17 protein-coding genes are annotated in these 21,149 nt (G+C 63.3%); 7 read left to right on the forward strand and 10 right to left on the reverse strand.

Annotation, left to right across the window (positions count from 1 at the left end):
- The first annotated feature begins 118 nt into the window (after positions 1-118).
- The 3 genes from CI15_RS10345 to CI15_RS10355 all read left to right on the forward strand — a co-directional run bounded on the left by CI15_RS10345 (position 119) and on the right by CI15_RS10355 (position 3,305).
- Entirely contained in the window at positions 119-1,687 is a 1,569-nt protein-coding gene (locus CI15_RS10345) for a tetratricopeptide repeat protein (protein WP_062127344.1), read from the forward strand.
- Between the two features lie 137 nt (positions 1,688-1,824).
- Positions 1,825-2,577 carry an SDR family NAD(P)-dependent oxidoreductase gene (locus CI15_RS10350; protein ID WP_062127348.1) on the forward strand — a complete coding sequence of 251 codons (753 nt, stop codon included), beginning with the start codon at positions 1,825-1,827 and terminating at the stop codon, positions 2,575-2,577.
- A 317-nt stretch (positions 2,578-2,894) separates the two neighbouring features.
- Positions 2,895-3,305, forward strand: coding sequence for a cupin domain-containing protein (locus CI15_RS10355; protein WP_062127350.1), 411 nt, complete (start codon positions 2,895-2,897; stop codon positions 3,303-3,305).
- 108 nt (positions 3,306-3,413) lie between these two features.
- Here the strand turns inward: CI15_RS10355 and CI15_RS10360 are convergent, their stop codons facing one another.
- The 7 genes from CI15_RS10360 to CI15_RS10390 all read right to left on the reverse strand — a co-directional run bounded on the left by CI15_RS10360 (position 3,414) and on the right by CI15_RS10390 (position 13,127).
- Positions 3,414-4,652, reverse strand: a complete 1,239-nt coding sequence (locus CI15_RS10360) for a cytochrome-c peroxidase (protein WP_062127352.1) — start codon at positions 4,650-4,652, stop codon at positions 3,414-3,416.
- 76 nt (positions 4,653-4,728) lie between these two features.
- Complete coding sequence (locus tag CI15_RS10365; RefSeq protein ID WP_062127355.1) at positions 4,729-6,555, reverse strand: alkaline phosphatase family protein; 1,827 nt, start codon at positions 6,553-6,555, stop codon at positions 4,729-4,731.
- Between the two features lie 271 nt (positions 6,556-6,826).
- A complete protein-coding gene (locus CI15_RS10370) occupies positions 6,827-7,279 on the reverse strand; it encodes a hypothetical protein (protein WP_062127358.1) in 453 nt (150 codons plus the stop codon).
- A 17-nt stretch (positions 7,280-7,296) separates the two neighbouring features.
- Positions 7,297-8,970, reverse strand: a complete 1,674-nt coding sequence (locus CI15_RS10375; protein WP_206597767.1) for a rhamnogalacturonidase — start codon at positions 8,968-8,970, stop codon at positions 7,297-7,299.
- Between the two features lie 125 nt (positions 8,971-9,095).
- Positions 9,096-10,400 (reverse strand): c-type cytochrome, encoded by a 1,305-nt coding sequence (locus CI15_RS10380; protein WP_062127361.1) that lies wholly within the window; start codon positions 10,398-10,400, stop codon positions 9,096-9,098.
- 17 nt (positions 10,401-10,417) lie between these two features.
- Complete coding sequence (locus CI15_RS10385; protein ID WP_062127364.1) at positions 10,418-12,670, reverse strand: xanthine dehydrogenase family protein molybdopterin-binding subunit; 2,253 nt, start codon at positions 12,668-12,670, stop codon at positions 10,418-10,420.
- A 1-nt stretch (position 12,671) separates the two neighbouring features.
- The gene (locus CI15_RS10390; RefSeq protein WP_062127367.1) at positions 12,672-13,127 is read right to left on the reverse strand and encodes a (2Fe-2S)-binding protein; all 456 of its coding nucleotides are present in this window, start codon (positions 13,125-13,127) and stop codon (positions 12,672-12,674) included.
- Positions 13,128-13,484: 357 nt separating this feature from the next.
- On the opposite strand from CI15_RS10390, the gene CI15_RS10395 reads away from it, so the two are divergent.
- Positions 13,485-13,883, forward strand: a complete 399-nt coding sequence (locus CI15_RS10395; RefSeq protein ID WP_062127370.1) for a hypothetical protein — start codon at positions 13,485-13,487, stop codon at positions 13,881-13,883.
- Between the two features lie 179 nt (positions 13,884-14,062).
- Here the strand turns inward: CI15_RS10395 and CI15_RS10400 are convergent, their stop codons facing one another.
- Together CI15_RS10400 and CI15_RS10405 are read right to left on the reverse strand one after the other, a co-directional pair.
- The gene (locus tag CI15_RS10400; protein ID WP_062127373.1) at positions 14,063-15,001 is read right to left on the reverse strand and encodes a peptidoglycan DD-metalloendopeptidase family protein; all 939 of its coding nucleotides are present in this window, start codon (positions 14,999-15,001) and stop codon (positions 14,063-14,065) included.
- Positions 15,002-15,326: 325 nt separating this feature from the next.
- Positions 15,327-16,505, reverse strand: a complete 1,179-nt coding sequence (locus CI15_RS10405; protein WP_062127660.1) for a porin — start codon at positions 16,503-16,505, stop codon at positions 15,327-15,329.
- Positions 16,506-17,031: 526 nt separating this feature from the next.
- Between CI15_RS10405 and CI15_RS10410 the strand changes: the two genes are divergently transcribed.
- Both CI15_RS10410 and CI15_RS10415 read left to right on the forward strand, forming a co-directional pair.
- Positions 17,032-18,141, forward strand: coding sequence for an OpgC domain-containing protein (locus tag CI15_RS10410; RefSeq protein ID WP_062127376.1), 1,110 nt, complete (start codon positions 17,032-17,034; stop codon positions 18,139-18,141).
- A 153-nt stretch (positions 18,142-18,294) separates the two neighbouring features.
- The gene (locus CI15_RS10415) at positions 18,295-19,167 is read left to right on the forward strand and encodes an alpha/beta hydrolase (protein ID WP_062127379.1); all 873 of its coding nucleotides are present in this window, start codon (positions 18,295-18,297) and stop codon (positions 19,165-19,167) included.
- 57 nt (positions 19,168-19,224) lie between these two features.
- Here CI15_RS10415 and CI15_RS10420 read toward each other — a convergent pair whose 3' ends face one another.
- Positions 19,225-20,316, reverse strand: coding sequence for an AI-2E family transporter (locus CI15_RS10420; RefSeq protein WP_062127382.1), 1,092 nt, complete (start codon positions 20,314-20,316; stop codon positions 19,225-19,227).
- A 339-nt stretch (positions 20,317-20,655) separates the two neighbouring features.
- On the opposite strand from CI15_RS10420, the gene CI15_RS10425 reads away from it, so the two are divergent.
- Positions 20,656-20,943 (forward strand): DUF3331 domain-containing protein, encoded by a 288-nt coding sequence (locus CI15_RS10425; protein ID WP_013091570.1) that lies wholly within the window; start codon positions 20,656-20,658, stop codon positions 20,941-20,943.
- The last annotated feature ends 206 nt before the right edge of the window (positions 20,944-21,149 follow it).

Consider the following 21,149-nt stretch of genomic DNA (forward strand, 5'->3'; position numbering starts at 1 on the left):
GTGGCCGGGTCCCGACGCTGCTATTGCACCGGTCTCCGGGCCCGCTTTACGCGATCCCGTACAATGAACGATCGCCGATCAATCGACCCATTGGATTGATGCACCGATCTTCATTGCCATGAACCCCGATATTGAACATGCTCTTGCCACCGCGCAAAAGTACGTCGCGGCCGGGCAATTCGACGATGCCGTACTTCTGCTGCGCAATATGCTGGCGACCGCGCCCGATCACGGCGCCATTCTCGAAGGCCTCGGTTATATCGCCGTCAGACAGGGCGATCATGCACGCGCGGCCGAGTACCTGATACAGGCATCCGCGCAGATGCCCATGGCCGCGGAGCAACTAAATTTCGCCGCCCAGGTCTGTCAGTCCGCGCAACGTCACGATGGTGCGATAGCGTTGTTCGAGCGCTGCCTCGCCCGGTTTCCGGACCATGCCGCCTCGCTGCATGGCGCCGCCATGTCGCTGACACAGATTGGCGAGCCGCAGCGCGCGCTCGACATGCTGGAGCATCTGTGCAAAACCCACCCACGATCAGCCGAAGCGCACTACAACCGGGGAACCCTGCTCGGTGCGATGGCGCGTTACGACGACGAACTGGACGCCTACCGACAGGCGATCGCGATCAACCCGCGCTTCGTGCGCGCCTACGTCAATCTCGGGGTCGCGTTGCGAGATCTGCTACGCTTCGACGAGGCCTTGCTTCAGTTCAAGAAGGCGCTTTCGCTCGATTCGAACGACGCCGGCGCCCGCACCAATCGCGCTCAGACGAATTTGCTGCTCGGTGAATTCGAGCACGGCTGGCGCGAATACGAATGGCGTTGGCGCGATGGCACCCAAAACCACGGGCTTGCGCAGAGCACTCAATGGACAGGCGCCCAGCCGATCGATGGCAAGACAATTTTTGTTCACCATGAGCAGGGGTTCGGCGACACGCTGCAATTCGTGCGCTTCGTGGATCGACTCAGTGAGGCGGGTGCTCGCGTCGTGTTGCGGGTTCAGGATGCGCTACTGCCACTCCTCCTGAATTACCGGGGCGCGGCCGAAGTCATCGGCGAGACAGCGCCGGTTCCAGATTTCGACTATCACATTCCAACCCTGAGTCTGCCGTTTGCGCTCAAGATGCGTGCCGCCGATCTCGGGGTGCCTGGACCCTACGTGCACGCAGACGGTGCACTTGCCGCTCAATGGGATCATCTGTTTGCAGACTCCGCTCGACGGCCGAACATCGGAATCGTGTGGTCGGGAAGCCGGACACATGTGAATGATCGCAATCGGTCCATTTCGCTCGAGCAACTGAAGCCCTTGCTGGAGGCCGATGCGAATTTCTTCGCGCTGCAAAAGGATGTACGCGACAGTGATCGTGCGTGCCTCGCGCAACTCGATCAACGCGGGTTGCTGCGAGATGTTTCCGCGCGACTCACCACGTTCGCCGAGACCGCTGCGCTGATCGATCGACTCGACCTCGTTATCACTGTTGACACGGCTGTGGCGCATCTGGCTGGGGCGCTTGGGAAGCGCGTATGGATTGCTCTGCCGTTTATGCCGGACTGGAGATGGCAACTCGACAGGAGCGATAGCCCTTGGTATCCGACGGCGCGGCTGTTTCGACAGGCGACGCGAGGTGACTGGACTGGCGTGGTTGCTGTGCTTCGTGCAGAGGTCGACGCTTGGGGAGACGGCTGAGGGGCGGCCGATGCACGTCCTGGTGACTTGATTGGCGCGCGCGGTAGTGGGACGTGCCGCGGCCACTTTGAGCCATTCGACACAGGACCCTGAATCGCCGACAATCGCCGACCAATGGTTGGCTTTTAGAGGACCGCATGGCCACTGTGAAGACCTCAGCTCCTGTCGCTCTCGTGACCGGCTCGACCTCCGGGATTGGCGCTGCGATCGCGCGACGGCTTTCAAAGGATGGATATTCTGTCGTTCTCCATTCGCGCAGTTCCGTCGATGCGGGGCTCGCGTTGGCCCGCGAGCTCGGTTCCGCCGCGTACGTGCAAGCCGATCTGGCCAACGATGCAGAGCGAGTGAATCTGATCCGCGAGGCGATCGGCGTTTGGGGCCGACTCGACGTTCTCATCAATAACGCGGGCATCAGTCGAGTCATCCCCCATCACGATCTGGCGGCTGCCACGCCGGACGTTTGGCAGGAGTTGCATGAAGTCAATGTGGTTGCGCCGTTTCGCCTGGTAAGCGAAGCGCAATCGGCGCTGCGTGGATCTGCGGCGCGAGGAAGGCCGGGGTGCGTCGTCAACGTGAGTTCGCATGCCGGAGTACGACCTAAAGGTGCGTCCATTCCTTATGCAGCAACCAAGGCGGCGTTGAACCATGTCACGCGCTTGCTCGCACTTTCGCTTGCCCCGGACATCCGCGTCAATGCTGTCGCGCCAGGGTTGGTCGACACGCCTCTAACGGCGGAGTGGACGCAAGTTCAGCAACTCTGGAAAGAGCGTTCACCGATGCGGCGGCCCGCAAGCCCCGGCGATATCGCTCAGGCGGTTGCCTTCCTGGTCGCTTCGGATTATCTAACGGGTGAGATTCTGCTTTCGGACGGCGGTTTGAATCTTACGTAAGCAGATCCCGCCGAACCACTACCCGCGTCTGCTGTACGTTGATCGTCTGTCTAGCGATGACATGACCAGCGCGCTGTTGGGCTCCGTGCGGCCATCAATGCAACCTTGCACGGGTGCAGTCTCTCAAATGGCGTTAAGCGGCTGGGCACTTCTTACAGCACCTTACCGAGTGTGTGCCCTCACGCACATAAGTCACAGAAATAGAAAGCTGATGAGGCGCACGCTCGCCTAGCATCAAGAACGCACCTCGCAGCCTCGCGACGATCAGCCAGATACTTCGGAATCCCTCGGCAAGGCACTCGAACGGAACACACATTGTGAAGACGATCACCAGTCTGGCTTTAGCAGCCATCGCCGTGGGCTTTTTCCTACCTTGTGCCGCGCAGGAGGCGGGAGCCGTCAAGCCTCAAATACTGCTTCAGCAAACTGTAGATGGCATGCCGAGAGGCGAAAAGCAGGAACTACGCGTCCTGACAGCGACTTTCAAACCCGGTGATAAAACCGTCTTTCATACCCACAGGTTTCCGGTGACGGTCTATGTGCTGGAGGGTGCCTTCACGCTGGAAATGGAAGGCATGGCGCCCGTCACCGTGAGGCAAGGTCAGGCGATGGTAGAGCCACCGAATGTGAAGATGACCGGCTATAACCGCAGCAACAGCGATTCGCTCCGCGTCGTTGTATTTTATGCCAGTGACCCAGACACACCATTTCTCGATGCATTGCATTGATCTGCCCGGCGAACACGATGACATGTGCGGCCCACGGTCATTTCAAGGGAATCGCATAGAAAGAACCCGGTTCAAAAACTGACCGGGTTTTCATTTTCCTGCACGACATTAGCGAGGCACTGTCTTTGCGTCCGCGTCGGTCAGGGTATCCAGGAACGCCACCACGTCGCGGATATCCGAGTCTGACCAGACCGGTTTGCCGCCCAGGTGATTCGTCAGCGGCTGCGTCTTGATATCCACGTTACTGCGCAGATTCTTCGGCAGGTCGTCAAACTTCACGACGTGCCCGTGCGCGTCTTTCGGATACCACTTCTCCGGGTTCGTGTCGCGTTGAACATAGAAGCGCATCGAGTCTTCGAGCGTATGGAACATGCCGTTGTGGAAGAACACGCGGCGCGTGGCGACGTTGCGAAGCGTGGGCGTGCGGAACATGCCGCAGAACCACTTCTGCTTTGCCTGGTCTTCACGCAGCGGCCCGCATAAGCCCATGTCGAAGAAATTCGGATTGCGGTTGGCCGGAATGTCCATGTTGCGTGGCACACCCAGCGTCTGGAAGTTGTAATCCGTCAATGCCGGATGCGAGCCGTGAGCACCTTTGTCGACCAGGTGACAGCTTGCACAGTTGCCCTTGTCCGGGTCGCTGAACAGCGCCAATCCGTGCGCTTCCGCTGGCGTGAATTGATCCTTGCCGTCGAGCACGCGGTCGAACTTGCTGGAATACGGCGCGAACGACGGATCATTGAACTGGAATGCCTGCAATACTTTTCCAAGGTCCGCCAGCGCTTGCGCCGGTCGCGAGAAAACGTCCTGGCCGAATGCGTCCCGGAACTGCTGTGCGTAGGCGCTTTGGCTCAGCTTCTTCGCCACGTCATCCGCGCTGGTGTTGGCCATTTCATCCGGATTGAGCAGGGGAAAAGCAGCCTGATCCGCGGGGGTGTTGTAGCGCCCATCCCAGGTGTATCCGCCGATGGGCTGATTGTCGCCGTCCTCGAGGCGCTCTTTCAGGCTATTTGCCTGGGTGTACGTCCAGTAAGGCACGGAACGCAGATAACGCAGCGACGGCACCGAGCGCAGCCCGGCTCGATCGAGGTGCGGGCCACCCAGCTGGACAGCCAGACCGTTCGGCGGCCCATAGGCATTCGCGGGGCTGTGACAGGAGGCACACGACTGCTTGCCGGAAGCCGACAGCGACGGATCGAAGAACGCTGCCTTGCCGATAGCCGCCAGATCAGAAGCACCTGCTTTGACCGGGGCTGCTTGAGCGTCCGCCGCGTGTTTGTCGCATGCGGACAGGAGGAAAAGGCAAAGGGCCGTTGCGAGAACAGCCCTTGAAGAAAATTGGCGCATAACGGATCAAGAAAACAGCCCGGTTCGAACGGAGAACCGGGCTGGGACAACAGAGTTCTTGCAGGACCGCCAGAGATTAGCGGTTATCGATGTTGGCCGACGTGAAGATCGGCTTGAGCGATGCATCGTCGGCGTAGCCAAGATACGAGCCGATGCCGAAGTTGTCTTCGAGCGAATGCAGCAGCGCGTAGTGGTTGTAGCCGGTGCTATCCACGTGACCGCCCTTGATGAACGGCGACAGCAGAAGCGTACCAATCTGATCGCCACCGACGCCGAGGTAGTTCAACGCAATCGACACGTTCTGCACGGATGCAGGCAGCGTTGCCGGGTTAATACCGAGCAGGCTTGCTTCAGCCACCGGCAGCGTGGACATCGTGACCTGTTCCGGACGCGTCACGTTCGGACCCGTTTGCTGGTTGCAGCCAGGGCACTGGTTACCCATCTCCGGCTCCAGCAGGGAGAGCGTCTTGCCATCGGCACTGACTTGCGTGGTCGGCGTAAGCCCGGCCACGACGCCTTCATCCGTGGTGATGATGATCAGGCCGTCCTGCTTGTAGGCGGGCGATGCCTGGATCATCGGGATCGTCTTCTTCAGGAACGCGTCGATCGAAGTCAAACCGCCAGGCTGACCGTTTGCGCAGCCCTTGCCCGCAGTGCCCGTACCGTCACCATCATGACCGTCGTCACACAGGTTCGGCGTGATGAAGGAGAAGTTCGGCGTAGTGGCAATCGACTGAAGATCCGTTGCCAGATCGTCTTGCAGGTTGACCACGTGCGCGTCGCAGTTCGCCAGATCGTCGATGGTCGAGTGGAAATACGGGAACGGATTGTGTCGCGTTGCGTACTCATCGCTCGGCTTGTCACCCGAAGCCGAAGGAGCCTGCGCGGCTTGCGTGCCGTCCACAGCCTTGGTCGGGTCGGTGCCCGCAAGCTGTGCGGTACGGCGCGGGAACGAGCATGTTCTCGTGCCGTCACGGTTCAGGTCGTTGCCCATGTCCTCGTTGTAGCTGCGCCACGTGAGCTTGGCCTGTTCCATCTGGTTGCCAAGATGCTGCACGCGAGCCGGGAACACGCAGCCGCCGCTCTGGTGGCCGTTGACGTCCGTGCCTGCCTTGAGAACTTTGGGGTTCGTCGAGTCGCTGCCCGAATCCACGATATCAGACCACACCTGGAAGCAGTCCGTTTCGGTGTCGTGCGTCGACGGCTGGCCCGATACCATCGAGATGTAATTGTCCAGCGACACGTGGCCGGTGCCGTAGTAGTTCGCAAGGTAAGTACCCTGCGGCACCAGCGATTTCAGGTACGGGTCCTGGTTCGAATCCGAGGCCGTCGTGCCGTACGTCGATTCCGCGCTCTTGTTTTCGAGCACGATAACCCAGACGTGCTTGATCGCCTTGCTCGAAGCGACGGTTGCAATGTACTGGTCGCTCGCTGCCTTCACCACGGCGTTGCCGTTGGTGTTGAAGTCGCCCAGCAGGGCGTCCGGCGTCGTGCCGATCTTGTTCGCCAGTTGCGTTTGAGCATCCGACTGCGACAGGCCGCTGTCCATCAGTTGCGAAAGCTGCGTCGTGATCGCGCTGACGGAACTGACACCGCGCGGCGAACGGAACGTAGCCGTGCTGTTGAACGCCGTGCCCATGTTCTTGCCCGATGCGTCGTTCTCCGTGGCAGCGCTCAGGTCGGCAACGACATACTTCCAGGAGCCGTTGCTCGTATCGGAGATCGAGAACTTGCCCTGGGCATCCGAGCGCGCGACAGGCTCGCCCTGGTCGCACTTGCCGTTGTTGTTCACATCCAGGCAGACCGCCGCATTCTGGATATAGCTGCCGAGCACCTGACCGGTGACCTTCGGGCTGCCGTCCGAACCGCTGATGCTGCTTCCACAGGCAGACAAGCCTGCCATTACGCCGATGCTTGCCAGCATCGAGAGCGCACCCCTGCGCAACCGAATTTTATTCACAACTATCCCTCGTTATAAGCCGGATACACCCGACGGTATTTGACCCGCACGAAGTTTATGTAAGTTGTGTTACAAGTTTGTTAAGGGATTTGTCAACTCGGTGTCAACCAGGGGCAGTCAATGAAGACGACAACGTGCATGACCGCTTCGCCGATCCGTGCAAGGGGCATAAAACACCCCCGCACGCAGATGGCACTGATCGGCTATCAACTATTTATTGGGCTTGAGCACCTTGCGCTCTCATCTGCCGAACATCGGCGAGACCCGCATTCGACCGTTCATGCAGGTGTCCGTAGGCCAGATCGGGATACTGATCGAGCATTCCGCGATAGATCGCTTCGGCTTCGTCCAGACAATGTTTGGCCTTTGCCGTGTCGCCAAGATCGAACGCGGCGACATAGTGCTTCAACCTGAGATCTGTCGCGCCCGGGTCAGTGGACGCCCCAGCCCTCGCAACCTCGGCGCTCAATTCATTGACGGCATTGGTGGCCGCCTGGAACGACGGCCCCCGGCAGCCGGGCTCGTTCTTGTAGGCATCGATCGCCAACTCGGCCTTCACATACGGGCTTTGGGGTCCGGCGGAGGCCATCGGCGCGGTGGTGGTGATGTGGCTGCACGCGGCCAGAGCGGCCGCCACGGAGACAGCCGCCATAAGTTTCATCGACATTCTGATCTCCTTGCTCGTCAAATTTCGCGGTGCGCGATGTCCGACAGCATCATGTCGGGCAGGCTGCGGCTTCCCGTGACGCGGAAACCACTCACCCTGTTCAGCACGAATGCCGGGCCACCGCGGCCCTTCGACAAGGTCAGGCGGGAAAAATCAGAGTCGTTCACGTCGTCCAGCCAAAGTGCCGGCCGCGCATCGGCGGCGACATTGGCGATTTCCACATTGCTGAATTCGATGTTGTTGACATGGCGCATGTAGAACCCGTACGCCGGGAGCGGGCCAAAGCGGAACGGCTCGGGATAATCCGTTTCCCGTTCGGACGGAGTCCATTGATTCAGTTCGTTCGTCCCGCCGCCCTTCTGCTGGACGAAGAAGTCGCTGATCTTGATGTCCTCGATCGAGGATCCGGGTATGCCGCTGATGATCGACGGCATGGTGTTGGCCGGGCCGCTGCAGGTCACGTTGCTGACCAGCACGCGGCGGAAGGTGCTGCGCGGCATGCCCTTTGGACCGCGCATTCGCGCCCCCAGACGGAAGAACAGCGGCGAATTGCGCACATCACGCATGGTGATGCCGGTAATGGTGATGTCCTCCAGAACCGCGCCGTCCACGGTCTCCAACGCGAGCCCGCGACAGCTTTCCAGAACGCAGTTCGAAATCGTGATGTTTTTGAACCCGCCATTCGACTCGGTTCCGCATTTGATGCGGCCGGTACGGTTCCAGGGATTCAAGTCGAATTCCGGCCCGAAGCGCTTGAAGCTGCCGTCGAGAACAGACCCCATCTCATAGCCGCCGGTCACGTAGCAATTGGTGATCGTCACGTTTTCCGTGGCCCGTGGATAGCCGAGAGCATAGGTACTCTTCGGGCAGATCCCATCGTCCCAGGGCGAATTGACCGTGCAGTTCGACACGCGGACATTGCGACAGCAATCGATGTCGATGCCGTCGCGGTTGGTATCGATGATCAGATTGTCGACGGTGAAGTTGTCGACGCCGGTCGCCAGAATGCCGAAATGTCCGCCCGCCAGGATCGAGAAATCGCGCAGGATGACGTTGCGACAGTTCTTCAAGGCGATCGCCTTGTTGCCCACACCGGGCCGTTCGGCAATGGGCAGATCCGGGTCGCCGCCATGCCCGCGACTGAGCCCTTTGCCCCAAATGCGACCCGGGCCGAGAATGGCGACGTCGTGCAGTCCTTCGCCCCAGATCAGGCTGTTGTGCCAATGGTTGTGACCAAAATCCTGGTAGGCTTCCCAAGGCGCGTTGGATTCCGCCGCGTCATAGCCGCCGCTCGACGTTCCCTCCCGCGGGGTGCTCGCCGCCAGGATCGTCGATCCTTGTTCGAGGTAAAGCGCCACCGAGCTCTTCAGGCGAATCGAGTAGCACAGGTAGGTACCTGCCGGAAAGCGAACCGTCCCTCCTCCCGCGGCCGCGGCCGCTTCGATGGCCCGATTCACGGCCGGGGTATCGATGGCCTTGCCGTCGCCCAGCGCACCGTAAGCACGCACATCGAAGACACCGCCTGAAGCTGCATCGATCAGCGATGCAGTCGCGCGCGCCCCTGCAATCGATGGCAACAGCAGCGAGGTCGCCGCAAGCGCCCCGCCCAGTCCGATGAAATCACGGCGCGAAATACGCAAGGCGTCGCCCGTTGCGGGCGACGCTTTTTCAAGATTCTGATGCTTCGACACTAACTTTTCCCCAACGAAATGGTTTCGATTCGCTTGCATCTGTCACAACCGCCACATCTTGTAAGACAAGAGGCGAAGTGTAAATACAAGTGCAAGGAACCGTCACTCGGGGGGACCCTTAATGCTCAACGCCCTGCCTGCGTCGATTGCCGCAACTTCGCCACTTCCGCCGCCCCGACCGCCGGCGCGCCGTTGTTCCAGCCCGCGCGCACGAAGCTCAGCACGTCGGCGATCTGCCGGTCGTCGAGTACCGCAGCGAAGCCCGGCATCGGGAACGGCGACGGCACGCCGTTGATCACGAGATCGCCGGTGCCGTTCAGCGTCACGTTGATCAGCGACGACGCGTCCTTCGCGAGCACGTTCGGATTGCCCGCGAGCGGCGCGAGCATCGGCGCGAAGCCGCGTCCGTCGACGCCGTGGCAATGCATGCAATACGCGGTATAGACGCGCGCGCCGGCATCGTTCGCGGGTCGATCGAGCGATACCTTCGTCGCCTGCGGATCGTACGCATAGGGCGGCGCGGCGTTGCCGCCCGCCGGCGGCAGCGACTTCAGATAGGTCGAGATCGCCGCGACATCCTGATCGCTCATGGCCTGGGTGCTGTTGTTGATCACGCTCGTCATCGAGCCGAACGCGGAAGCATGGCGATTCGCGCCGGTCTTCAGAAACGTGCGCAGATCTTCGTCCGTCCAGCGGCCGAGCCCGGCGTTGTGCTCGCCGGTCAGATTCGACGCGAACCAGCCGTCGAGCAGCGCGCCGCTCAGGAACGCGCTGCCGCTTTCGTCGAGCGCGCTTTCCTGGAACGCGACGCCGCGCGGCGTATGGCACGACCCGCAATGCCCGAGCCCTTGCACCAGATACGCGCCGCGATTCCACGCAGCGTCCTTGCCCGGCTTGTCGCGATAGGCGCCCTTGTCGAGGAACGCCATGTTCCAGAACATCAGCGGCCAGCGCATGTTCAGCGGCCACTTGATGTCGGCCTCGCGATTCTCCTGCTGGACCGGTGCGACGCCGTGCATGAAGAATGCGTACAGCGCCTTCACGTCGTCGTCGTTGACCTTCGCGTACGACGGATACGGCATCGCTGGATACAGATTGTGGCCGTCCTTAGCCACGCCCTCGCGCAACGCTCGCGCGAACTCCGCTTCCGTGTAGCCGCCGATGCCGGTCTGCGCATCGGGCGTGATGTTGGTCACGTAGATGCGGCCCATCGGCGTGCTCATCGGCAAGCCGCCGGCGAACGGCTTGCCTTTCGGCGCGGTGTGGCAGGCAGCACAATCGCCAAGCTGCGCGAGATAGGCGCCGCGTTGCACGAGCGCTTGATCCGCGCCGGCGTTGGCCGCCGCGGTCGCCGCCCCGGCAGGCGTCTGGACGAGCAACGGCAACGCAACGCACAACGCCGTGCCAAGACCCTTCAACGTGTTTTTCATGTCGGGCTCCTTTCGCGTCACGCGCTGTGCAGTTGACGGCCGACCGGCAATTGCCGCAGCCGCGTGCCGGTCGCCGCATAGATCGCGTTGGTCAGCGCGGGCGCGAGCGCGGCGGTGCCCGGCTCGCCGATGCCGCCGGGCGCCTCGACGCTCTTCACGATATGCACGTCGATCGGCGGCGTCTGGTTGATGCGCAGCATCCGGTAGTCGGTGAAGTTGTTCTGCTCGACGCGGCCGTCCTTGATCGTGATCTCGCTATAGAGCGCCGCCGTGATGCCGAAGATGATGCCGCCCTGCACCTGCGCCTCGATCGTGTTCGGATTGACGAGCATCCCGCAATCGACCGCGCAGCTCACGCGCGTGACCGTCACCTCGCCCTGCTCGACCGCGACCTCGAGCACGATCGCGAAGAAGCTGCCGAACGCGTGCATCACCGAGACGCCTCGCCCTTGCCCCTTGGGCAGCGCGCTGCCCCAGTTGCCGGCCTGCGCGGCCACGTTCAGCACGTTCAGCGCGCGCGGCGATTTGCCGAGCAGGTCGCGCCGGTACTGCACCGGATCGATCTTCGCGTGCGCGGCGAGTTCGTCGATAAAGCTCTCGACCACGAACGTGCCGCGCGTCGGCCCGACGCCGCGCCAGAACGCGGTGGGCACCGCGTGCGGCTCCACGCGCACGTAGTCGATCAGTTGATTCGGCAGGTCGTACGGCAGATCGGCGGCGACTTCGACGGCGTCGGGATCGACGCCATTCTTGAACGCGGGCGGCGCGAAGCGCGCCAGAATCGACGAGCCGGCTATGCGATGCTGCCACGCGAGCGGCTTGCCGTTCGCGTCGAGCCCGGCCGAGATCGTGTCGTAGTAGTACGGGCGGTACATGTCGTGCTGGATGTCTTCCTCGCGCGTCCACAGCACCTTGACCGGCGTCGATACCTGTTTGGCGACCTTCACGGCCTGCGTGACCATATCGGTTTCGAGCCGCCGCCCGAAGCCGCCACCGATCAGATGGTTGTGCACGATGATCTGGTCGGCCGACAGACCGGTCACCGCCACCGCCGCATCGACGACGCGCGTCGGCACCTGCGAACCGAGCCAGATTTCGCACGCGTCGCCGCGCACATGAACCGTGGCGTTGACCGGCTCCATCGTCGCGTGCGCGAGGAACGGCTGCTGATAAACCGCGTCGACGCGCGACTTTGCATCACCGAACGCGCGACCGACATCGCCTTCCTTGCGCGCCACCGCGCCGCCGTGCTGCGAGGCCGCGGCGAGATCGTCGACGATGCGCTTCATCGATACCTGCGCGCCCGCGCCTTCGTTCCACTTGATGTCGAGCGCCTGCAGGCCGCGCTTCGCGGCCCACGTATGGTCGCCGACCACCGCGACCGCGTTGTCGAGCTTGATGACCTTGCGCACGCCGGGAATCGTCTTCGCATGCGTATCGTCGACGCTCGCGAGCGTGCCACCGAACACCGGACAGTTCGCGATCGCCGCGTAGACCATGTCGGGCACGCGCACGTCGAGTCCGAACATGGCGGTGCCGTCGACTTTCTCCGGCGAATCGAGACGCTTCGCCGGCGTGCCGACCAGCTTGAAATCCTTCGGGTCTTTCAACGGCACGTTCTGCGGCACGGGCAGCGCGGAGGCGGCCTGCGCGAGCTGGCCGTAGCTCGCGCTGCGATTGCTCGCCGCATGGATCACCTGACCGGCCTGCGCATGGCAACTCGCCGCATCGACCTGCCACTGCTGCGCGGCCGCGCCGATCAGCATCACGCGCGCGGTCGCGCCCGCGCGGCGCATCGGCTCCCACGCGAAGCGGATCGACGTCGAGCCACCGGTCAGCTGGCCGCCGAGCAGCGGGTCCATAAAGAGCTTTTCGTTGGGTGGCGCGTGATCGAGCGTGACCGCGTCGAGCGGCACTTCGAGCTCCTCGGCGATCAGCATCGGGATCGAGGTATAGACGCCCTGACCCATCTCGACCTTCGGTATCACGAGCGTGACCTTGCCGGCCGTATCGATCTGGATGAACGCGTTCGGCGCGAACACGCCGCTTTGCGGCGCCTCGTTCGCATCGCCGCCGATCACGCTCTTGCCCGCCTTCTGATCCTGACTCGCGGCCGGCATGCTGAAGCCGAGCAACAGACCGCCGCCGGCCGCGGCGCCGACCGTCACGCCGAATTTGAGGAAGCTGCGCCGCGAGATGCCGCGCGCAGACTGCGTGCTGGTGTCCGGCGTCTGCGCGCCGCTGTGTGCATCGAGCAATCCCTGGGACATGTCAGGCCCCCTTCGCGGCGTGCTTGATCGCAGCGCGCACGCGGTGGTAGGTCCCGCAGCGGCAGATGTTGCCGGCCATCGCGGCATCGATGTCCGCATCGCTCGGATTGGGATTGCGTGCCAACAGCGACGCCGCCGACATCACCTGCCCCGACTGACAGTAGCCGCATTGCACGACGTCGAGCTCGCGCCACGCCTGCTGCACTTTCTGGCCCGTGGGCGTCGCGCCGACCGCCTCGATCGTGACGATCTTGCGCTCGCCGACCGCCGCGGCCGGAAACACGCACGAACGCACCGCGACGCCGTCGAGATGCACGGTGCATGCGCCGCATTGCGCGATGCCGCAGCCGAACTTGGTGCCGGTCAACCCGACGAGATCGCGCAGCACCCATAGCAGGGGCATGTCGGGCGGGGCATCGACGGTATGGGTTTCGCCGTTGATATTGAACGTCGTCATGAGCGGCTCCGGTGGGGTGTTGTTGTGGTCACGCGGTTTAGATCGCGACGCCGCACCAGACCGCGAGCACCTGCCGGTTTTGTTCGGCATGACGCGCTAATACGCAATGAAAATCGGCCTGTGGTCGAGCGGATGTCGCCATAAAACCGGCTGATTGTAGTCGTGGCGAAAGAAGTTCGCTTTGAGCCGCACAGCGGCATGTGGCGTGCTATGCGCGGCGCATCGGATGGAGCGACGGAACCGATGCGTTTACATCGACGCTTCAACCCGTTAGCGTGATCGGGTAAGCGTTCTATCGCACTGTGTCGTGTCACGATGCGCGATACTGTCGAGTCACCTCAGCCGCAGGAGCCGCCGATGAACGACCCGCAATGCACTCAATTCCTCTCGGATATTCGCCGACCGTTGCTTGCGCTGCACAAGGCGATTCTCGATCACGAACGCGCCGCGTATGAAAAGGAATTCGGCCCGGTGACGCCGGCGGCATTCCTGCAGGTGCTGATCAACGGCTCGGGGTTTCGCTGGCTGACGCCGCTATCGACGGTGATTGCGAGCGTCGACGAAATTCTCGACGACCCGGAAGCCGAACCGGGCGACCGTCTCGCGACCGCCGAGGCCGTGGTCGGCCTGTTCTCGCCCGATCAGCCGAACAACCACTTCCTGCCGCGCTATCTACCGCTCTTGCAGGCCGATCCCGCGATTCTGCATTACCACGGCGAGGTATCGCGATTGCTGCGCGGTGTGCAAACCAGGTAACGAAGATTCACCCGGAGCACGGCGACGGCGTGCGCGCCGCCTGCCGGCTCCTGGATTTCCTCACCGTTGCAACGACGGTAGATTCGCAACGATTCGACGACCGCCGGAATGCGCGGTCGATCGAATTACCTGGCTTAGCTGAATAAATTCGCCTTGAGCTTTTGCGGGAACAGGAAAGCTCAGCCGCGCCCCTGCGGCAGATAAGGCAGCGGATCGACCGGCTTGCCGTCGCGCCGCACTTCGAAGCCGACCGACACACGCGAGTTGTTTTCGTCGCCCATCTCCGCGATCTGCTGTCCCTTGCGAACGATGTCGCCCATCTTGACCAGCAGCTTGCGGTTGTGCGAATACGCGGTCAGAAAATCCTTGTTGTGCTGCACGATGATCAGGCTGCCGTAGCTGTTCAGACCGGTACCCGCATACATCACCCTGCCGTCGGCGGCGGCACGGACCGGATCGCCCGCTTTGCCGCCGATCTCGATGCCGCGCGTCTCGCCCGGCTGGAACGCTTCGACGACGCCACCCGTGGCAGGCCAGGCGAGCGTCACGCTGCTCGCATGCCGGCGGGTTTCCTGCGTGACGGCGCGGACTTCGTTGGCATCCGGAGCCGCTGCGGCCGATTGCGCCGCAGTATGCGGGGCGGTGGGTGCCGCAGCTTGTGAAGCGCTCTGCGCCGCAGGTTGCGCCGCGGCCTTCGCGGCGGCCGCCGCATTGGCCTGCTGCACCGCGCGCACCGTCTCCGGCGACGCGACATGCAGCACCTGCCCCGGCTTCAGCCGCGCCGACGCCTTCAGCCCGTTCCACGCCTGCAACTGTTTGACGCTGACATGGTGACGCTGCGCAACCCGCGCGAGCGTGTCGCCACGCCTCACGCGATACACGAGCGGCGGCGATTTTTTCAGCGACGCGTTATCGCTGGCATCGGTCGACAGCGGTGCCACCGCTGATGGATCGCCAGCCGCTGTTGCACCCGCGTTTGCGGTCGCCACGCCTGAGGCCGCGGCGGCCACACCGTTCTGCGCATTCTGCTGGCCGACGTTCGCGCAACCGCTGACGGCCAACGCAACCCATGCGCCGGCGAGACTGGCCAAGATCGTTCTGTCGAAACGCTTTCTCATTGTTGTTCGACTCCTGCTGTATGGGTGCCTGTTTGCCGATCGAAAAGCTGGCGGGATTGTAAAGTCACATTTAATAAAAACGCCCCGCTCTCACACACTGATACAGACGTTACGAGCCGTATTTCCGTGTGACGACGGCACATGTTTTCGGACGCCAATCGAGCAAACACCGCCGCTTGCCTGCGGCGGGTTCAGATTTGTTGACATTCGCCTTATCGGCAGGTGAAGGGGGAACTTGAATAGCCGGGCGTCGCGGCGGCAGGCGCACAAAAAAAGCCAGCCTTCGAATCCGAAGGCTGGCCGTTTTGCGTCGATGAGCGACGAACTAGAACTTATGCCGGATCGCCGCGCGCACGACGACCTGCTTCGACGTCGAGGACGGCGACTGCGTGCCGGGGATGAATGCGTAATCGAAAATCGACAGCGTGGAATCGCCGGTGACCTGCTGGTAGGCGCCCTGCAGATAGACATCGGTACGCTTGGACAGGTTGTAGTCCGCCATCAGCCCGAACGTATGGATGCGCGGCTTCACGCCGCCGTTCGACGCGTCATAGGTTTCCATCGTGTACACGTACTGCGCGCCGACGAACAGCGCCGGCGAAAACTGATACTTGCCGTTGACCTCGAAGTTCTGAAACTTGATCGAGTTCAGCAGCACACCCGGCGGCGTGACGGGCACGAGCGGCACCAGCGGCTCGATGCCGAGAAAACCGTTTGCGGTCGGCTCCAGGTAGTTCGAGTTGGTATAGACGAAGCCTGCCGTCGCCGGTCCGAACGTGTAGTTGATGCCGCCGCCGAACACGCGCATGCGCGTCGCGATGAAGCCTGCGTCGTTGGTGGCGATCGCGCCGTTGGCGCTGCTGCCCGGATTGTTGGCCTGCAGGTACGCCGCGGCGACCAGCAGCCCGCCGTACGCGTACAGGCCGCCGAAGCTGTATGCCCGATTGTTGGCAAAGCCCGTGTCGTTGCTGAAGCTGTAGGTGCCGCCGAACTGGAAGCCCGCGATCGACGGGCTCGTGTACTTGACCGTGTTGTTAAGGCGGAACGTGTTGTCGGTGTTGTCGTTGTCGTAAGGGTGCGAGAACAGCTCGCCGCCCCAGTTGCCGTTGGCCGTGGTCTGCGCCAGATAATCGACGACCGAATCGTATTGGCGGCCGAATGTCAGCGTGCCGTAGGGTTCCGAGCTGAGTCCGACGAAAGCCTGTCGGCCGAACAACCGTCCGCCCTGCCCGAGTCGCCCGGAATTCAGATCGAAACCATTCTCGAGCTGGAAGACCGCCTTCAGACCGCCGCCCAGATCCTCGGCGCCCTTCAGACCCCAGCGGCTGCCTTGGGCAAGACCGCTGGAGAGTTCATAAACATGGCCCCGGCCGACATTGTTCGTGTAGTTGATGCCTTCGTCGATCACGCCATACAGCATGACGCTAGTCTGCGCGGCGGCAGGCGCGGCAAAAATGGTAGACGCAGCAACGGAGACAGCCAGCGCGAACACTTGCTTGGTCATCATGATCTCCCTGCACCTCGAGTGACAGGACAACTCGATCCGGCCGCTTTCTTCTCTGCGTTCGTTTTTTTCGTCACTTTCGCAGCAGTTCTGAAGACTGCTCCAAGGGCTGCTCTTTCCGGAAATCCTCACACGACATCGGCTGGCCGTCCATGAGAGGATGCGCCGATCTTCGAGAATGTTGCTAATTCTCCACTGCGGGTGGCTGCCTCTTTTTTCGGAGCGCCGCTTCAGGTAAACGGCAGCCGCTGCTGCGTCGTTCGCTGCGTCATTGTCACGAAAAGAAATATAATCCTGCGCCTTTGCTGCAATGCAACGGAACTCGACGCCGCAGCGAGGGTCTGCTTTACACCCCGCTGACACGGCTGCCTTGCGAAGGCGGCCGAGCGCGGCGAGGCGGGCCACAGGCGAGGCCAGCACGGATCACCTTCCCGCCGCCGCACCAATCCCATATTAAAAAGCCTTGTGAGACGCCCGCCGCGCTGGATCAGCGCGCCGTCGCACAGGGCTGCTGTTGACGCCAACCATGCCCAAGTCATCCTCCCGTCTCATCGAGCTCGACTTTTTCCGCGGACTGGTTCTGCTGATCATCGTCGTCGATCACATCGGCGGCAGCATTCTGTCGCGCGTGACGCTGCATGCGTACGCGCTGTGCGATGCCGCCGAAGTGTTCGTGTTCCTCGGCGGCTTCGCGACCGCCACCGCCTATGCGGCGCTCGCCGAGCGGCGCGACGAGACGATCGCGCGCGGTCGCTTCCTGCGCCGCTCGTTCGAGATCTATCGCGCGTTTCTCGTCACCGCCGGGCTGATGCTGCTGGTCAGCGCGGTGCTCACCGCACTCAGCATCGACGGGCCGAATCTCGCCACGACCGATCTCGACGACCTGATCGACTCGCCGCTCGCCGCGCTGCGCGACATCGTGCTGCTGCGCCGCCAGCCGTATCTTGCGTCGGTGCTGCCGATGTACGCGTTCTTCGCGCTGCTGGTGCCGACTATCCTGCCGCTCGCGCGCAGCAAGCCGTGGCTGCTGCTCGTCGGCAGCGTCGCGCTGTGGGCCGGCGCGCCGGCGATCAGCCAGTACCTGCCCGCCGCGCCCGACATGCACTGGGACTTCAACCCGTTCGCGTGGCAGCTGATGTTCGTGCTCGGCGTGCTCGCGCGCTGCCAGCCGGTCTATCAGCGCATCAGCGCGCATCGGTTCGGCTGGCTCGCCAGCGTGCTGGCCTTCGCGGTAGTCGTGGGCGCCGCGTACTACAAACTGTTTCTGCTGCATGCGCCGCTCGCCGCGAGCCTCAAGCAGAACCTGTCCTGGCTGCGCGCGGGCAACTTCGTCGCGATCGCGTGGCTCGTCGCGAATCTGATCGAGCTCGGCTGGGCGAAGAAGGTCGCGCGCCGGCTGCCGTGGGTCGGCGCAATCGGGCGCCAGGGCTTGCTGTGCTTCATCGCCGGCGCGGTGATTTCGCTGGTGGTCGACTCGGTGCTCTATGCGGCCACCGATGGTTACCTCAACTATCCGCTCGGCCTGCTCGCGGATGCGGTGGCGGTCGGCGCGCTGTTCGCGGTCGCGCTGGGCGTGGAGCCGCTGAAGCGGTGGGTCGGACGCATCGTAACGGGGCGGCTCGAGACGTCGCCGTGAGCGTCTCGCGTCGATAGCAATTCCTGCGGACCTCGGGGCGATGGCAGAACTTTGCGCGCATCAAGCCTGCCGCCGCTTTCCGTCTCAAATTTCGCGCCAATGCTGATAGCATGACGGCCGCGCATGACTCCCGCGCCGGCCTTCCACACTGACATGCGTCGATTCCTCTCTTTCGCCCTCGCACTGCTTACCTTCGTCGTCGGCGCGCCCGCGTTCGCGAGTACGGTCGCGAGCCACCGCTTCCATTCCGATGCGCTCGGCCGCGACTGGGACTACACGATTTATCTGCCGGGCGGCTATCGCGCGGACGGCCCGCGCCTGCCCGTGCTCTACCTGCTGCACGGCAATAACGGCGACGCCAACGACTGGCTCACGCAAGGCCATCTGCAGAGCGCCGCGGACACGCTGATCGAACGCAAGGAGATCCCGCCCGTCGTGATCGTGATGCCGCAGGGCGGCACCGACTGGTACGTCGATCGCAAGGAGAAGATGGAGACCGCGTTCTTCGACGATCTGCTGCCCGAGATCGAAACGCACTACGCGGTCTCGACCCAGCGTGGCGGCCGGATGATCGGCGGCGTGTCGATGGGCGGCTTCGGCGCGCTGCGCTACGCCCTGACGCAGCCCGAGATGTTTTGCGGCGCGCTGTTGCTGAGTCCCGCGATCTATACGAACGAGCCGCCGCGCGCATCGGCGGCGCGACGGGTCGGCGTGTTCGGCGAGCACCAGTTCGACCCGCGCGTGTGGCACGAGCTCAACTATCCGGCGCAGTGGGACCACTACATGAGCCGGCCGTATCGCCTGCCGATGTTCATCGCGTCCGGCGACGACGACCTCGACATCCAGGCCGACGCGTCGCTGCTCTACACGCATCTGCGGCTCGCGGGCAATCCGGCGGCGCTGCGGATCATCGACGGCGGCCATACGTGGGACGTGTGGAGCGCGCTGTTGCCTGCCGCGCTCAAATACACGCTCGGCTGCGTGAAGCCGCCGGCGCAGGAGCATCCGTCGAATCAACGGCCTTGAGCCGACGCCGCACTGCATGCGTCGGGACGTCCACGCCAGCGCCCAACCACGTCCGCGCTACTGCACGAGATCGGTCCACAGCACCATCAGCACCGTCATCAACGCGGGGCCGATGAAAATCCCCAGCAGGCCGAACGTCTCCGCGCCGCCGAGAATGCCGAACAGCACGAGCAGAAACGGCAGGCGCGTCGAGTTGCCGATCAGCACCGGCCGCACGAAGTGCTCGGCGACGAACACGACGATCGAGCCGAACACGACGAGTCCGATCGCCTGGGCCAACGAGCCCTGCACGAGCAGCCACAGCGCCGCGAGACCGAACACGATCGGCGCGCAGAACGGCAGCATCGCGGCGATCGCCGTGACGAAGCCGAGCAGCGCCGCGTGCGGCACGCCGGTCACGAAATAGGCGACGCCGAGCAGCGCGCCCTCGCCGACGCCGACCACGACCAACCCCGACACCGTGCCGCGCACCGCGGTCCCCATATGCGCGACGAGGTCCGCGCCACTATCGCCGAAGCCGCGTCGCGCGGCCTTCAGCAGCGAGCCCGAGAGCCGCGGGCCGGCCTGAAAAATCACGAACAGCGTGACCAGCATGAAGGCGAACACCATCGCCGCATGCGCGGCGCGCGCGCCGAAATGGCGGCCGAGCGTCATCACCGTCTCGCTATGCAAACCTTTCATCGCGGCCGAGCCGCGCAGCGGCTGCGCGAGATTGGCCTGCCACCACGAGGTGATCTGCTGCACGCCGAACGGCAGACGGTTGACGAAGTCCGGCAACGCGATGCCGTTCTCCTGCACGTCGCGGAACCACTCGTTCAGCTCATGCGCCTCGCGCAGGGCCTGGGCGAGGCCGAGCGCCACCGGCAGCAGCACCAGCAGCGCGATCACCAACGTGAAGACCGTCGCGAGCAAGGTCGTGCGCCCCTTGAACCAGCGGCTGCCCGCCACCCTGTGCAGCAGCGGCCACAGCGCAATCGCGACGACCCCGGCCCACGCGACCACCACGATGAAATCGCGCACGACCCACAAGGCGAGCAGCACGAGCCCGATATAAAGCGCGACCGACGCGACTTTCTGCCTTTTCAGGCACTCGTCGGCGGACGACGGCCCAGGAGAATTGGGAGGCACTGCGGGAGGGCGTGGAATCATGTGAACTCTGGTGTTTTTGAACGGTGTGCGCGCGAGCCGACCTGAAAAAATCAAACCCGCTACACTGGCGACTCAGTTGGCCGCCCGACCGTCACATCTTAAAGGAAGCGTCGCCACCCCTTGCCGGCCGCGCTGTTCGTCGCGCCACGGGCAACACAGCGTTGCAGAAATGCGCGTTATTAAAAAATCACATAAAAAGCGCGCAACGCCTGTCATTTCAGCCAATCACGGTTGTCAAGTCTGATTATTGCTAATTCCGGAACAGTGTTTCAACTCCCACACAATGGCACTCCGGCGCGCGCAGGACTAAATTCGGCACTCCACAATACGGAGCCGATGATGACCCTGGAGTCCATCCCCCTCGACGGCAGCAATGGCGTACGCATCGAAATTCTCGAGAGCTCCGACACGACGCTGGTGATCCGCTGGGTCGAGCCGGGCCGTTGCCACTACGGTGAGCAGCGCTGGCGCCGCCGCTCGGCGCATTCGTCCGGCACCTGCGCGGTGTCGCGCCGCAAGATTCGCCGCGGCGACCCCGTGTTCAAGCCGGCCGAACGCCCGGCGCCCTCGAATGCCTCCGCGATGATCTGCGCGGAAATCCTCGAACCGCTGCTCGAAGCGGCTTGACGCACGCAGCGTTCCCGCATGGCGCGCGCGGCTCGCCGCCGCGCCGACCCTTTGCCCCAAGTTGATCTGCCTCCAGCCGACGCCCAGGTCGCACCGCTAGCGCCGGCGTAAGCCGGCCGCCGCGGCCTCGCTCGACGCACCACGCCGCCGGCCTCGTTCCCCGTTGCCGCCTGGTGCCTGGTGCGTTAAGGTGGACTCGTTGCGCC

Origin of the sequence: Paraburkholderia monticola, assembly GCF_001580545.1 — a bacterium.
GTDB lineage: Bacteria > Pseudomonadota > Gammaproteobacteria > Burkholderiales > Burkholderiaceae > Paraburkholderia > Paraburkholderia monticola.

What these genes read in the sequence shown, in the direction of transcription:
- CI15_RS10385 (WP_062127364.1), bottom strand. Translation starts at nt 12,670, where the DNA reads ATGTCCCAGGGATTGCTCGATGCACACAGCGGCGCGCAGACGCCGGAC.
- CI15_RS10370 (WP_062127358.1), bottom strand. Translation starts at nt 7,279, where the DNA reads ATGTCGATGAAACTTATGGCGGCTGTCTCCGTGGCGGCCGCTCTGGCC.
- CI15_RS10410 (WP_062127376.1), top strand. Translation starts at nt 17,032, where the DNA reads ATGCCCAAGTCATCCTCCCGTCTCATCGAGCTCGACTTTTTCCGCGGA.
- CI15_RS10390 (WP_062127367.1), bottom strand. Translation starts at nt 13,127, where the DNA reads ATGACGACGTTCAATATCAACGGCGAAACCCATACCGTCGATGCCCCG.
- CI15_RS10380 (WP_062127361.1), bottom strand. Translation starts at nt 10,400, where the DNA reads ATGAAAAACACGTTGAAGGGTCTTGGCACGGCGTTGTGCGTTGCGTTG.
- CI15_RS10405 (WP_062127660.1), bottom strand. Translation starts at nt 16,505, where the DNA reads ATGACCAAGCAAGTGTTCGCGCTGGCTGTCTCCGTTGCTGCGTCTACC.
- CI15_RS10420 (WP_062127382.1), bottom strand. Translation starts at nt 20,316, where the DNA reads ATGATTCCACGCCCTCCCGCAGTGCCTCCCAATTCTCCTGGGCCGTCG.
- CI15_RS10415 (WP_062127379.1), top strand. Translation starts at nt 18,295, where the DNA reads ATGCGTCGATTCCTCTCTTTCGCCCTCGCACTGCTTACCTTCGTCGTC.
- CI15_RS10360 (WP_062127352.1), bottom strand. Translation starts at nt 4,652, where the DNA reads ATGCGCCAATTTTCTTCAAGGGCTGTTCTCGCAACGGCCCTTTGCCTT.
- CI15_RS10345 (WP_062127344.1), top strand. Translation starts at nt 119, where the DNA reads ATGAACCCCGATATTGAACATGCTCTTGCCACCGCGCAAAAGTACGTC.
- CI15_RS10400 (WP_062127373.1), bottom strand. Translation starts at nt 15,001, where the DNA reads ATGAGAAAGCGTTTCGACAGAACGATCTTGGCCAGTCTCGCCGGCGCA.
- CI15_RS10395 (WP_062127370.1), top strand. Translation starts at nt 13,485, where the DNA reads ATGAACGACCCGCAATGCACTCAATTCCTCTCGGATATTCGCCGACCG.
- CI15_RS10365 (WP_062127355.1), bottom strand. Translation starts at nt 6,555, where the DNA reads ATGGCAGGCTTGTCTGCCTGTGGAAGCAGCATCAGCGGTTCGGACGGC.
- CI15_RS10425 (WP_013091570.1), top strand. Translation starts at nt 20,656, where the DNA reads ATGACCCTGGAGTCCATCCCCCTCGACGGCAGCAATGGCGTACGCATC.
- CI15_RS10350 (WP_062127348.1), top strand. Translation starts at nt 1,825, where the DNA reads ATGGCCACTGTGAAGACCTCAGCTCCTGTCGCTCTCGTGACCGGCTCG.